Below are 12,957 nucleotides of genomic sequence, written 5' to 3'. Positions count from 1 at the left end.
TAAATAATTAATTTATATAGATTAACGCAGCTCCACAGGAACAGCAAATACGATATTCTCTTCTTCACCTGGGTTTTCTACAACTTGTGTGCCACCCAACTCTTTTAAACGACTTATTACCTGCTGAACAAGCACTTCAGGTGCTGACGCACCAGCCGTAACCCCTACTGAATTAGCGCTTGAAACCCACTGCTCCTGTACATCAGTAGCATCGTCAATTAAGTAAGCGGTTGTACCCATTTTATCTGCAAGTTCGCGCAAGCGATTTGAGTTTGAGCTATTTTTCGCACCAACAACTAATAATACATCAACCTTATCAGCTAGGTCGCGAACAGCATCTTGGCGATTTTGAGTCGCGTAACAAATATCATCTTTACGCGGGCCGTCAATTGCAGGAAATTTTTCTCGTAATGCATCTATTACATCAGCAGTGTCATCAACAGAGAGCGTTGTTTGACTACAATAAAATAAGTTTTTTGCATCTTTAACATTAAGCGCAATAACATCGTCTACGGTTTCTACTAAATAAATACCGCCAGCATCATTGTCGTATTGCCCCATGGTGCCTTCAACCTCTGGGTGACCATGATGGCCAATTAAAATACATTCTATACCCTTACGGCTTGCGCGGGTTACTTCCATATGTACTTTAGTTACAAGTGGACAAGTCGCATCAAATACTTTTAACTCTCTGCGCTTGGCTTCAGAGCGTACCGCTTGAGATACACCATGCGCACTAAAAATAACAATGCTGTCGTCTGGTACTTGGTGTAATTCTTCTACAAACACTGCGCCTCGGTTCTTTAAGCCGTCAACAACATATTTGTTATGAACAACTTCATGACGTACGTAAATTGGCTTTTCAAAAATATCTAAAGCGCGCTCTACTATGCTAATTGCTCTATCAACGCCTGCGCAGAAGCCACGTGGATTAGCTAATAAAATATCCATTAGCCTTTTACCTCAATAATATCAACTTCAAATGTTAAACGCTGGCCAGATAGCGGATGGTTAAAATCAATAGTAACCGACTCACCCTGCACTTCACGCACTAAGCCCGGAAGCTCTGTACCATCAGGTTGAGTAAACGCAATAATAGCACCTACTTTCGCAGGTGTTTCTGCGCCAAATTTACTACGATCAACATAATAAATGTTATCTGGATTTGGCTGACCAAATGCATCTTCAGGTTCTAATTCAAAGGTTTTACTTTCGCCTGCGCTTAAACCTAATAGGCACTTCTCAAAATTTGCCGTTAAGCTGCCATCGCCCATTGTTAACTTTGCAGGTTTGTTGTGCACTTTAGTTGAATCAGCGGCAGAGCCATCTTCAAGTTTTATAGAAAAATGAAAAATAACTTGCGAGTTTTCACCAATTACAGCTTGGCTCATGCTTTATGCTCCTTCGGACTCTCACCTGTAAAGGCGTCAAATAATAACAATGCCGCGCCTACACAAATAGCACAGTCAGCAAAGTTAAATACTGGAAAATGTGAGTCTTCATAAAATACGTGAATAAAGTCAATTACATAACCGTAAGCAATACGGTCGTATAAATTACCAATAGCGCCAGCAAGCACTAACGAGTAAGCACCACATAACACTTTATTAGTTGCGGGTAATCTTTTTAGCCACCACACCAATAAGGCACTTATAGCAATTGCAATTGCGCTTAAAAACCAACGTTGCCAACCACCAGCATCACTTAAAAAACTATAAGCAGCACCATAGTTATGCACATAGGTAATACTAAAAACAGGTAGTAAATTAATAGACTCGCTATAAGCCATAGTATTTACAACAAGTGTTTTACTGGCAAAGTCTATTGCTAAAAGCAATAGACTCAACCATAACCACACTAAACCACTTTTTTGGGCTAGTTTGCTCACTAAAAACATCCCCTAAGCGAATTGACGCTTTTCGCCTTCGCCATCAACATTACTAACACAACGACCGCAAATTTCTGGGTGAGCAGGCTCAATGCCTACATCGTCGCTGTAATGCCAACAACGTTCACATTTGGCGGCATCTGTTGCTGCAACACTAATGTACAAACCTTCAATTTCTGTTTCTTGCGTATCTGCAGGCTGGCTATCAACATGCGCTACATTAACAGCTGACGTTAGCAGTACAAAACGCAACTCATCACCCAATGCTGTTAATTTGTTTGCCAGCTCTTCGCCCGCAAATAAATTAACTGTAGCTTGAAGAGCCGCACCAATAACTTCTTCTTTACGTGCCGCTTCTAATAAACGGTTCACTTCGTCACGTACGTTTAAAATTGCTTGCCAGTCATCATTACTAAACTGGGTATTTGTTGGTGCTTGTAAACCTTCATACCATACTGATGTAAATACGTAATCGCTACGTTCTCCAGGTAAAGCTTCCCAAATTTCTTGTGCTGTAAAGCTCATAATTGGTGCCATCCAACGCGTCATTGCTTCAGCAATGTGGTAAAGCGCAGTTTGACAAGAACGTCGTGCATGGCTGTCGCTCTTAGCTGTGTACTGACGGTCTTTAATTACATCTAAGTAGAACGAACCAAGCTCACCCGTACAGAAGTTCATTAGCTTTTGCGTAACTAATAGCATTTGGTAGCTATCGTAAGCGGCTAAAATTTCGTCCTGAAGCTGTGCAGCACGGCCAACAATCCACTTATCAAGCTCAACCATATCGTCAACAGCAACCTGATCTGTTTTAGGATCAAAACCATTTAAGTTAGCTAATAAGTAACGGCTCGTATTACGAATACGGCGGTAGCGATCTGCAGAGCGTTTAAATATTTCATCCGATACAGTCATTTCAGCCGTGTAGTCGGTAGACGCGACCCATAAACGTAAAATGTCAGCACCCAACTTATTCATAACGTTTTGCGGAGAAATAACGTTACCCAATGACTTAGACATTTTTCTGCCGTTTTCATCAACGGTAAAGCCATGCGTAAGCACTTGTTTATAAGGGGCATGACCATTAATCGCAACCGATGTCATCATCGACGACATAAACCAACCACGGTGTTGATCCGACCCTTCCAGATATAAATCTGCTGGACCTACTAATTCTTCACGAGCATCAACAACACACGCATGCGACACGCCTGAGTCAAACCATACATCGAGTGTATCTTGCACTTTCATGTATTGTTTAGCGTCTTCTTCGCCGAGTAGGGTTTCAGGCTCTAAGTCATACCATGCTTGAATACCTGATTTTTCTACTAATGCGGCAGCTTGCTCAATAAGCGCTTGGGTATTTGGGTGTAATGCACCGGTGTCTTTGTCAACAAATAAAGCAATGGGTACACCCCAAGTACGTTGGCGAGAAATACACCAATCTGGGCGACCTTCGACCATGTTTGCAATACGGCTTTCACCCCACTCTGGTAACCACTGCGTATTTTTAATTTCAGCAAGTGAATCTTTACGTAAGTTAGCCTGATCCATGCTAACAAACCATTGTGGCGTAGCACGGAAAATAATAGGGGTTTTATGACGCCAGCAATGTGGGTAACTATGAGTAAGCGCATGGTGATGCACTAAAGCGCCACGCTCTTTTAATACTTCAATTACGCTCGCGTTTGCTTTAAATACGTGCTGGCCTGCAAATAATTCTGTATCAGGCAAGTACACACCGTTAGCGCCAACTGGGTTAGCAACTTCAAGGTTATAGTTTAAGCCTGCCACGAAATCTTCTTGACCATGACCCGGTGCTGTATGCACCACGCCAGTACCTGAGTCCGTAGTTACATGCTCTGCAACAATTACCGGTACATTAAAGTCATAAAAAGGATGCGCTACTTGCAAGTTTTCAAGTGCAGCACCTTTGACGTAACCTAAAACATGGTAATGATTAAAACCAAAACGATCCATAGCATCTTTTACAAGCTCTGAACCTAAAATTAAACGCTGCTCAGCGCCTTCATCTTCAACTTGTACTAATGCATATTCTAACTCAGCATGCACGGCTACTGCACGGTTTGCTGGAAGCGTCCATGGTGTTGTAGTCCATATTACAGTACCTACACTACCTTTACCTTTATGCCCTTGTGCCATATCAAATGCATTAACTACGGCGTCTTGATCATCAAAAATAAAACGCACATCAATGGCTGGCGACTGTTTATCTTGATACTCAACTTCAGCTTCAGCTAATGCAGAGCCACAATCAGTACACCAGTGCACAGGCTTTGCACCTTTGTGTAGGTGACCATTTTTAATAATACGACCAAGTACACGAATTGCATTCGCTTCAAAATCAAAATTCATTGTTAGGTATGGCTTGTCCCAATCGGCAAACACACCTAAACGTTTAAAGTCTACTTTTTGACCTTCAACTTGCTTTTTAGCATAAGCGCGGCATTTTTCGCGAAACTCGCTCGCAGTTACTTTAACGCCAGGCTTACCTACTTTTTTCTCAACCATTAGCTCGATTGGTAAACCGTGACAGTCCCAACCTGGAATATATGGTGAGTCGAAATCTGATAACGTTTTAGACTTTACAATAATGTCTTTTAAAATTTTATTTACTGAGTGACCTAAGTGAATGTCGCCATTCGCATATGGAGGACCGTCATGCAAAATAAAGGTTTTTTTGCCCTTTTTAGCGCTGCGGATTTGACCGTATAGGTCGTCTTCATACCATGCTTTTAGCATTTTTGGTTCACGTTGTGCCAAATTGCCACGCATTGGAAACGGTGTTTCCGGTAAGTTCAAAGTATGTTTATAGTCGCTCATTTATCCTACATTCCGTCTCTATCGGCTACCTGATTTAAACCAAAACACTGTTTAGCGGCGGCAACGTCTGTTGCTATTTGCGCCGTTAATTGTGTTAATGTCTCGAATTTTTTTTCATCGCGGAGTTTTTGTATCAACTCAACGTGCATAAATTGTCCGTAAATGTCTTGTGCAAAGTCAAAAAGATGAACTTCCAGAAGTGCACGTGTCCCATTAAATGTGGGTTTATTGCCTATATTAGCAACCCCAAAAATCTGTTTCCCTGCAATAGTCGCTTGCACAGCAAATACCCCATTCACGGGGCAAACTTGGCGCTTTAGCGCTATATTTGCAGTTCTAAAGCCAAGTTCACGGCCTCGTTTCCAACCGTGTATAACACGCCCAGAAATCGCATAATTATGACCAAGCATCACTTTTGCATCGGCTAAGTTGCCACATGCCAATGCCTCACGTATTAACGTGCTACTTACTCTAGCATTTAACTGATGAAAACTCGCAGTGCTTTGTACATCCATGCCTGCTTGTTTGCCCATATTTACAAGTAAATTAAAATTACCTTTACGTTGTTGGCCAAATCTAAAGTCGTCACCCACCGTTAACGCTTTAACACCGAGTTTTTTTATTAGTATCTCGTTTACAAACTGTTCTGCATGCATATTTGCAAACCGCTGGTTAAAGCTAATACAAATTACACGTTCAATGCCTAAATCACTTAATAAACGTAACTTGTCGCGTAAGCGAGTTAACCTTGCTGGGGCATTATTTTTTGCAAAAAACTCTTGAGGTTGAGGCTCAAACAACAACACCGTACTGGGTAAATTGTGTGCTTTTGCGTCAGCTAACAAGCCTTTTAATACTTGCGCATGACCTAAGTGAACGCCGTCAAAATTACCAATAGTTAACACACACCCAAAATGGTGTGGGCGAATATTGTGTATACCTCTAATTAACTCCATGCCACCTAAAGCCTTTTTTCAGCAAGTATTATCACGACTTATATCAAGGAAAAGCCACAAGGCTGCCGATTATAATCTTTTTTTTAGTTTGATTCAGTAATTGCTACACTTTTTATCGTATTTAGTCTTACACCCATTAAAAAGAGCATTGAAAAATAGCTAACTCCTGCTAATACAACAAGGGCAATTAATAATATAACTTGTTGTGCGAAAGCCCACGAGGCCCAGAAATAGTAACTACTTACATACCATGTAACACAGCCCATGACTAAACTTGCAACGATGCACTTTATAGTGAAACGCAAACTCATAGAAGAAAACTGATAAACATTTTCTTTTTTTAGCTGCCTATAAAGTAAAAATGCATTACAACTGGCTGACATTGATGTAGCGAGTGCTAACCCTAAGTAACCTATAAAAGGGGCTAACATAATATTAAATACCATATTTAGCACAAGGGTTATAATACCAATGCGTACGGGCGTTTTAGTATCTTGACGTGAATAAAACCCAGGCGCGAGCACTTTAATCAACATAAAACTAACTAACCCAACAGAGTAAGCTACAACACCTAAACTTACCGCTTTTACATGATCAACACTGTCCTCTTTAAAGGCACCATGATCGAATAGGACCGTAATTATAAGTGGGCTTATTATCATTAAGCCAACCATTGCTGGTATACCTAAAAATATTACAAAGCGAACTCCCCAATCTAACGTATGCTGAAAATCGCTCAATTTTTTACTGCTGTGCAATTTAGAAAGCGCTGGTAAAATGACAGTGGCTATACCAATCCCAAATAAACCAAGCGGAAACTCTATTAGCCTGTCTGAGTAATAAAGCCATGCTATAGAACCTGTCATCAGTAACGAGGCAATCATAGTATCTAGTAATAAATTAATTTGGCTTATCGATACGCCAAACAATGCGGGCAGCATAAGCTTACGCACTTTTTTTACGTTTTCGTCATGCCAAGCCCAGCGCGGGCGAGCCAACATTTTAGCGCGTAATAAAAAAGGTAATTGAAATAACAACTGAACAATGCCACCGACAAATACACCTATAGCGAGGGCATATGCACCAACACTAAACTTATCATGTAAAAAAATTGCACAGGTAATAATTGATATATTTAGTAACACAGGGGTAAATGCCGCAACGGCAAAACGGTTGTAAACATTCATTACCGCACCGCTCAGCGCGACTAAACTTACAAACAACAAATACGGGAAGGTAAATTTTAATAACGAACTGGCCAGCTCAAACTTTTCTGCATTGGGGCCGCCTTGCCACCAATCAATAAACCAGCCGGTACCAAATAAAGCGGCGATAACCGGCGAAGCCACTACACCAAAAATAGTCACTAACAATAAAATAGTGCCCAGCGTACCTGCAGCTTGGGCAACAAAGAGCCTAACTTTATCATCACCTTGTTGCTCTTTTATTTCACTTAAAACGGGTACGAATGCCTGTGCGAAAGCGCCTTCTGCAAATAAGCGACGTAAAAAGTTAGGAATTCGGTTAGCAAATAAAAATACATCAGCCGCAGCACTTGCGCCAAGTAAATTGGCAACAACTGCATCTCTTACGAGCCCTAAAATACGCGAGATCATAGTCATACAACTAACAATCATACCGGAGCGAAATAAACCTTTTGACACCTTAAACCTACTTAAAAATCCCTAAGATACGCGATTATGCCACAGTCTTTTTTATAAATCGCTTTAAAGCACTAGGCTGGGGGTCTGTGCTTTGTTACAATAGCGTCATTAACTGCTAAAGCGGCAAATTAATGTTCGTTATAAGGAGCAGTTTTTCTTGAATAGTTAAATTTAATTGACATTCATGATAGAAACAGGCATATTCCACGGCCTTTAATTTAAGCTTTATTTTAAGATTGTTAGGAGCAAACCTTGGCTAACATCAAGTCTGCAAAAAAACGCGCTATCACTAGCGAAAAGAACCGTCAGCACAACGCAAGCCGTCGCTCAATGATGCGCACTTACTTCAAAAAAGTAGTTGTTGCTATTGAAGCTGGCGATAAAGAAGCTGCACAGCAAGCTTTTTCTGTTGCTACACCTATCCTAGACCGTTACGCAACTAAGGGTCTAATCCACAAAAACAAAGCAGCTCGTCATAAGAGCCGTTTAGCAGCTAAGATCAAAGCGCTATAATTTGTTTTTGTTAGAATATAAAAAACCGGCTTTTGCCGGTTTTTTTTTACTTAAAAGTTTTTGGACTACATAATTTCTAAATCTGGATAAAACTTTTTAAGCATGGCTGCTATTTTTTTAGGTGTAAACGGTTTTACGATAAACCCTTTAGCGCCTTTATCTATGGCATCTTTTACATTTTCAACAGCTGAATGCGCAGACACCATAATTACATTCGTTTCTGGACTCATCTCGTTGATTTGTGCAATTAATTCTTTTCCGTCTCCATCCGGTAACTCAATATCCAAAAAAATCATACTGTATTTTGCTGCTTGGCATTCACTAATACACTGTGAGGCAGTAGATGCTTCCTTTACATTGTCTATCCCTAGATGCATGAGCGTTTGGCTCAAAAAACTACGCACCGTGCTAACGTCATCCACTATTAAAATTGATAGCTGCGTGTCCATCTTCATTCCTCATAGGCTATAAGCTAACTTTACGTTATTATAATAATTAGCTTAGTATATAAATTTACTATTTGAATTATAAAGACCTATGTAAAAAAGGCCAGATCTGCTTTATGTCAAAAACACCAAAAAAACAATCCTTGCTAGGTAAAACACCGGCAAGAAAAAATACAACACAAAAAAATAAAACTCGGGCAACTTCTCAAAGGCAGGCACAAACTAAACAACACACTATTGATACAGAGTTAAATAGCCAAAACCCTAAACCTAAAAAAGGGCTGTTAATAACGCTCGCTATTATTGCAGTTATCATTATAGCTTTTCCAAAACCAACTTTACTCACCTATAAAAAATTAGGGATGGTTAGCAAAAGTATTTATTGGCCTGGTGTATTTGGATACGGTGCTACGCTTGTTGACTCACATTTACACCCTAAGTTTGACGATAAGCGTAAATCTCTCTATTTATGTAGTGATTTACAGAATCCTCAGAGCTGCCAAAAGTATCAAGTTATTGCTGACGACGGTCTCATTTCAGCGATTAAAAGTTACTTTTAGCATTAATAAAACTAATCTGAAAAATGTAAAATTACTTGGTTGAAAGGTGCGCAAAAGATCACCATAATGGCGCTCCTTTTTTCAACAACTGAACTATTGAAACGACCATGCTAAATGAGCTAGATTGGCTTTTAAACACGATACTACTTGCACTAGGTTTAGGTGCATTCTTTATTAACCACATAACATTACTGCGCGTAGCCGCCATAAGTGCATGTGGCCTGTTATTTTTATCATTTAGCTTAGATCTTATGTCGTCGAGTGTTATTTCAAATATGAGTTTAGTATTGATCAATACATTTTATCTGTTTAAGGTTTATACATTTGGGCAACTTAATGTAACTCAGAGCTAACAATTTCCCCTAGAATATTTTATAGCCCAGCATTGCTGGGCTTTTTTATTGTATAAATCAAAATGGTTGGGTAATTAGGTGAACTAAGATAATATTGACCTCGTACTACATTATTTTGAGATTTCGGTATGTCCTTATCTGATTTTGATTTGTTTTTATCTTCTATGGAAGATGTGACCCCTATTAGCAGTGATACTATTAAACCGTTATCAAGCAGCCCTCATTCTTCACTTGCGCAACAACAAAAGCGACAAGCGGCTGAAAATACTCTATCAACAGATGAAAACTACTTAAGTACAGAGTCTGTAGAGCTTGTTGAGCCATTTGCTATATTAAGTTTTAAAAAAGACGGAGTACAAGGCCCTGTATTTAAAAACTTACGTTTAGCAAAGTATCAAGTTGATGCGACCTTAGACCTTCATGGCCAGCTACTTAAAAACGCACGCAATACGCTCTTTAATTTTATTAATGACTGTCAGCAGCAAAATGTACGCGTGGTGCTTATTAGGCATGGCGTAGGAATTAAAAATAAAACTAAACCAGGAATACTAAAAAGTTTTGTAAATAAATGGCTACCTGAATTACCGGCGGTTTTGGCATATCATACTGCACAGAGGCATCATGGAGGGAGTGGTGCGACTTATGTTTTACTTAAAAAAAGTGCCGATAAAAAACACGAAAATAGAGAAATCCACAGCAAGCGCTAAACTTGCTGTGGTGCCATTCTATAAAATAGTTGGCTGATTAAACCAAGCAGATACGCCTAATATTATTATAGAAATTATAATTAAGCTTAATCTAGCACCACCCTGATTTGTTTTCATTTCACCCTCTTTATATTTTTATTGTTGAGAACATATACAACATTAATAAAAATTACATATGTTAACAAGCTGTTTCTTTAAATTTATCAATATCCTTTCGTTCTATCTATTCGATTATTTAAAGTAATACCTTGCTGTAAGCGTTCAACATTTTCTGCTATTTGTGCTGAAACACTGTTTATATCTGATAATGCAGCACAATGCGGTGTAAGGGTTATTTTATCATGCTGCCAATAAGGGTGCTCTTCACTAAGAGGTTCGTGTTCAAACACGTCAATGACTGCAGCCCGAAGCGAATTATCCTCTAAAGCGTTAAGTAAATCAGTCTCTATAACATGCTCTCCTCGTGCAACATTAATAATAACAGCATGATTAGGAAGCATACTAATTGTAATTTTATTGATAATACCTTTCGTTTTTTTGGTTAATGGCAACAAACAGACTAGATAATCAATGTTGCTAAGCATATTTTGAAGCCCTTGTTCGCCATAAAATAAATTAACTGTATTACTGGTTTTATGTGTATGAGCCCAAGCATTTACAGTAAAGTTATTGGCAATAAGTCGTTTCGCACATGCTTTGCCTAGCTCCCCAAATCCCAAAATACCTACATTGTTTTGTTGATAAGCCCTTTTGGGCTTCCATTGGTGCTGCGTTTGCTTAATAAAGTATTCTTTTAATCGTAATTTTTGCGCTAAAACATGGGTAAGTACATATTCAGCCATGTCTTGTGCCAATTTTTCATCAACTATACGCACTACATCTACGTCATCACCAAGCAGATTTAAATCAATACTGTCTACACCCGCACCAAATGACGATACCGCTTTAAGATTTGGCAACTTTGCCCACATATCGTGCGGTGCCTTCCATGCTAATACAAAATCAATAGTTTCTAGGTTATTGCAATCTGGCCACTGCTGTATTTTTGTAGAGGGTAATCGGGCTTGTAATTGCGCTATTAACTTTGTGTTATCTCGCCCTGTAATTGCTACTAATACCGACATAGTTACTTCCATAATAAATTTTTATAAAATCCACGCTGACTAATCAACACTTCCCCCCTTCACACTTTAAAAGGTCACACAACTGCAAAATAATTGTCACACCCTTTTTTTACTCTACAGACATGGCAATCATGCTAAATTAAAAAGAGGTTTGTATGATCAGTGTTGATAAAGTAATTGCAGCAAACTTACCACAATTAGAAAGCTCACCAAAAGTAAAAAGCCTAGTAAAAAAGGGATTAGGCTATTTACTACATGAACAAGAGTTTGTGGCCTTTGCCGACACCTACCCTCATTTACAAGGGCTAGAATTTGTTGAACAAGTTCTCGATGAGCTCAATTTTGATACACGTTATAAGCCAAAGCAAATAGAGCATATTCCTAGCGAAGGTAAATTAATTATTGTTGCTAACCACCCTATAGGCTCTTTAGATGCGCTTGCATTAATTAAAGTACTCTCAAGCGTAAGAAAAGATTTAAAGGTTGTTGCAAACCGTATGCTCATGTCGGTGACTCCAATGCACGACTTACTTTTACCTGTAAATAACTTATCTGGCACAAGTAAAAAACAAGAGCTTTATAATATTCACCTGCATTTGAAAAATGAGGGGATATTATTAATATTTCCCGCTGGTGAAGTATCACGGCTGAGCCCTACAGGTATCAAAGATTGTAAATGGAACAGCGGTTTTTTGCGCATGGCAAAAAAAGCCAATTGCCCTATATTACCTATTTATATAAAAGCTAAAAACAGCCCATTATTTTATGGAACTTCAATAATTTACAAACCCTTAGCAAGCTTATTACTAGTAAAAGAAATGTTTAAACAACGCCAGAAATCGTTAGAGTTTGAAATTGGTGCGTCTATTCCTCCAGCGTCATACCTCATAGAAAATTTAAAAGATAAAGAGATTGTTAATTTAATACGAAAGCAACTGTATCGCCTAACAACTAAAAAAACCTTACCACTTAAAACACAAACTCCTATTGCTGTTCCTGAGTGTAGAAAAGAGCTTAAAAAAGCAATAGATGCGTGTCAGCTTCTGGGAGAAACACAAGATGGTATGCATATTCATTTATATCAATATACGGGTAGCTCACCTATTTTTAGAGAGCTAGGTAGGTTGAGAGAAATAGCTTTTAGAGCTGTAGGTGAAGGCAGTGGAAAACGCCGTGATATTGATAAGTACGATATGGACTATCAACACTTAGTTCTTTGGGACCCAACACAATTAGAGCTGGTAGGCGCATATAGGCTAGCTTGCGCTAAAGAAATAATTGATAAACATGGCCGTAAAGGGCTGTATACCGACAGTTTATTTACTTATAGCACTGAAATGGGCCCCTACCTAGAGCAAGGAATTGAACTTGGTCGTAGCTTTGTTCAGCCAAAATATTGGGGGCGTAAAAGCCTAGATTACCTGTGGTACGGCATTGGGGCTTTTGTTAAAAACTACCCACTATATCGTTATTTATTTGGCGCTGTTAGCGTGTCTAATACGTTACCTGACCCGGCAAAGGCCATGCTAGTGTATTACTATCAGCATTATTATAAAACCAATGAAGTACTTGCGACTCCAAACAATGAATTCAAACTAAGCGAACATGAACTTGCGCAGTGTGACATGATTTTTTGCAAAAACGACGTTAAAGAAGACTTTGTAGAACTAAAGCATGTGCTTGCTAATATGGGTGCGCAAGTTCCCACTTTATTTAAACAATATACAGAGCTATGTAAGCCTGGTGGAGTAAAATTTTTAAGTTTTAGCGTAGATCCCGACTTTAACAATTGCATTGATGGTTTAGTATTGGTGGACTTGCAAAATGTTAAAGATAACAAAGCAAAGCGATACTTAAGCTAATTGAAGCGAGGTTACCCTCGCCACTATCTGGGTTTTATTTGAA

Annotated in this window: 13 protein-coding genes; 5 read left to right on the top strand and 8 right to left on the bottom strand. The window is 39.1% G+C overall.

Annotated features, from left to right (window positions below; all coding sequences use genetic code 11):
• Window positions 1–21 precede the first annotated feature (21 nt).
• The 6 genes from ispH to murJ form a co-directional block, all read right to left on the bottom strand.
• A complete protein-coding gene (ispH, locus tag ATS72_RS00515) occupies window positions 22–951 on the bottom strand; it encodes a 4-hydroxy-3-methylbut-2-enyl diphosphate reductase (RefSeq protein ID WP_008132560.1) in 930 nt (309 codons plus the stop codon).
• On the bottom strand, window positions 951–1,391 hold the full coding sequence (fkpB, locus tag ATS72_RS00510; protein ID WP_008132561.1) for an FKBP-type peptidyl-prolyl cis-trans isomerase: 441 nt from the start codon (window positions 1,389–1,391) through the stop codon (window positions 951–953). The genes ispH and fkpB overlap by 1 nt, the downstream gene beginning before the upstream one ends.
• The gene (gene lspA / locus ATS72_RS00505) at window positions 1,388–1,888 is read right to left on the bottom strand and encodes a signal peptidase II (RefSeq protein WP_010555931.1); all 501 of its coding nucleotides are present in this window, start codon (window positions 1,886–1,888) and stop codon (window positions 1,388–1,390) included. The genes fkpB and lspA overlap by 4 nt, the downstream gene beginning before the upstream one ends.
• Before the next feature lie 12 nt (window positions 1,889–1,900).
• Complete coding sequence (gene ileS / locus ATS72_RS00500; protein WP_058428562.1) at window positions 1,901–4,729, bottom strand: isoleucine--tRNA ligase; 2,829 nt, start codon at window positions 4,727–4,729, stop codon at window positions 1,901–1,903.
• Window positions 4,730–4,734: 5 nt separating this feature from the next.
• Window positions 4,735–5,685, bottom strand: a complete 951-nt coding sequence (ribF, locus tag ATS72_RS00495) for a bifunctional riboflavin kinase/FAD synthetase (protein ID WP_058428561.1) — start codon at window positions 5,683–5,685, stop codon at window positions 4,735–4,737.
• A gap of 83 nt (window positions 5,686–5,768) precedes the next feature.
• On the bottom strand, window positions 5,769–7,307 hold the full coding sequence (gene murJ / locus ATS72_RS00490) for a murein biosynthesis integral membrane protein MurJ (protein ID WP_058429154.1): 1,539 nt from the start codon (window positions 7,305–7,307) through the stop codon (window positions 5,769–5,771).
• 294 nt (window positions 7,308–7,601) lie between these two features.
• On the opposite strand from murJ, the gene rpsT reads away from it, so the two are divergent.
• Entirely contained in the window at window positions 7,602–7,862 is a 261-nt protein-coding gene (gene rpsT / locus ATS72_RS00485; protein ID WP_006792774.1) for a 30S ribosomal protein S20, read from the top strand.
• 65 nt (window positions 7,863–7,927) lie between these two features.
• On the opposite strand, the gene ATS72_RS00480 is transcribed toward rpsT, so the two are convergent.
• On the bottom strand, window positions 7,928–8,311 hold the full coding sequence (locus tag ATS72_RS00480; RefSeq protein WP_006792773.1) for a response regulator: 384 nt from the start codon (window positions 8,309–8,311) through the stop codon (window positions 7,928–7,930).
• Window positions 8,312–8,424: 113 nt separating this feature from the next.
• On the opposite strand from ATS72_RS00480, the gene ATS72_RS00475 reads away from it, so the two are divergent.
• From ATS72_RS00475 to smrA, 3 genes are all read left to right on the top strand, one after another.
• A complete protein-coding gene (locus tag ATS72_RS00475; protein ID WP_006792772.1) occupies window positions 8,425–8,868 on the top strand; it encodes a hypothetical protein in 444 nt (147 codons plus the stop codon).
• A 107-nt stretch (window positions 8,869–8,975) separates the two neighbouring features.
• On the top strand, window positions 8,976–9,221 hold the full coding sequence (locus tag ATS72_RS00470) for a hypothetical protein (RefSeq protein WP_006792771.1): 246 nt from the start codon (window positions 8,976–8,978) through the stop codon (window positions 9,219–9,221).
• 128 nt (window positions 9,222–9,349) lie between these two features.
• Window positions 9,350–9,928: a DNA endonuclease SmrA gene (gene smrA, locus ATS72_RS00465; RefSeq protein WP_058428560.1), complete on the top strand. Its 579-nt coding sequence runs from the start codon at window positions 9,350–9,352 to the stop codon at window positions 9,926–9,928.
• A gap of 203 nt (window positions 9,929–10,131) precedes the next feature.
• Here the strand turns inward: smrA and ATS72_RS00460 are convergent, their stop codons facing one another.
• The gene (locus tag ATS72_RS00460) at window positions 10,132–11,052 is read right to left on the bottom strand and encodes a 2-hydroxyacid dehydrogenase (protein ID WP_058428559.1); all 921 of its coding nucleotides are present in this window, start codon (window positions 11,050–11,052) and stop codon (window positions 10,132–10,134) included.
• Window positions 11,053–11,207: 155 nt separating this feature from the next.
• Here ATS72_RS00460 and ATS72_RS00455 point away from each other — a divergent pair, with 155 nt between their 5' ends.
• Window positions 11,208–12,914 carry a lysophospholipid acyltransferase family protein gene (locus tag ATS72_RS00455; protein WP_058428558.1) on the top strand — a complete coding sequence of 569 codons (1,707 nt, stop codon included), beginning with the start codon at window positions 11,208–11,210 and terminating at the stop codon, window positions 12,912–12,914.
• Window positions 12,915–12,957: the final 43 nt, after the last annotated feature.

It is taken from the genome of Pseudoalteromonas sp. 13-15 (assembly GCF_001468205.2).
GTDB lineage: Bacteria > Pseudomonadota > Gammaproteobacteria > Enterobacterales > Alteromonadaceae > Pseudoalteromonas > Pseudoalteromonas marina.
Note: the sequence above shows the minus strand (reverse complement) of the source record. Positions and strands in the feature narration are given on the sequence as shown.

What these genes read in the sequence shown, in the direction of transcription:
- ATS72_RS00480 (WP_006792773.1), bottom strand. Translation starts at nt 8,311, where the DNA reads ATGGACACGCAGCTATCAATTTTAATAGTGGATGACGTTAGCACGGTG.
- ATS72_RS00460 (WP_058428559.1), bottom strand. Translation starts at nt 11,052, where the DNA reads ATGTCGGTATTAGTAGCAATTACAGGGCGAGATAACACAAAGTTAATA.
- ATS72_RS00470 (WP_006792771.1), top strand. Translation starts at nt 8,976, where the DNA reads ATGCTAAATGAGCTAGATTGGCTTTTAAACACGATACTACTTGCACTA.
- ispH (WP_008132560.1), bottom strand. Translation starts at nt 951, where the DNA reads ATGGATATTTTATTAGCTAATCCACGTGGCTTCTGCGCAGGCGTTGAT.
- ATS72_RS00455 (WP_058428558.1), top strand. Translation starts at nt 11,208, where the DNA reads ATGATCAGTGTTGATAAAGTAATTGCAGCAAACTTACCACAATTAGAA.
- fkpB (WP_008132561.1), bottom strand. Translation starts at nt 1,391, where the DNA reads ATGAGCCAAGCTGTAATTGGTGAAAACTCGCAAGTTATTTTTCATTTT.
- ATS72_RS00475 (WP_006792772.1), top strand. Translation starts at nt 8,425, where the DNA reads ATGTCAAAAACACCAAAAAAACAATCCTTGCTAGGTAAAACACCGGCA.
- ribF (WP_058428561.1), bottom strand. Translation starts at nt 5,685, where the DNA reads ATGGAGTTAATTAGAGGTATACACAATATTCGCCCACACCATTTTGGG.
- murJ (WP_058429154.1), bottom strand. Translation starts at nt 7,307, where the DNA reads ATGACTATGATCTCGCGTATTTTAGGGCTCGTAAGAGATGCAGTTGTT.
- ileS (WP_058428562.1), bottom strand. Translation starts at nt 4,729, where the DNA reads ATGAGCGACTATAAACATACTTTGAACTTACCGGAAACACCGTTTCCA.
- smrA (WP_058428560.1), top strand. Translation starts at nt 9,350, where the DNA reads ATGTCCTTATCTGATTTTGATTTGTTTTTATCTTCTATGGAAGATGTG.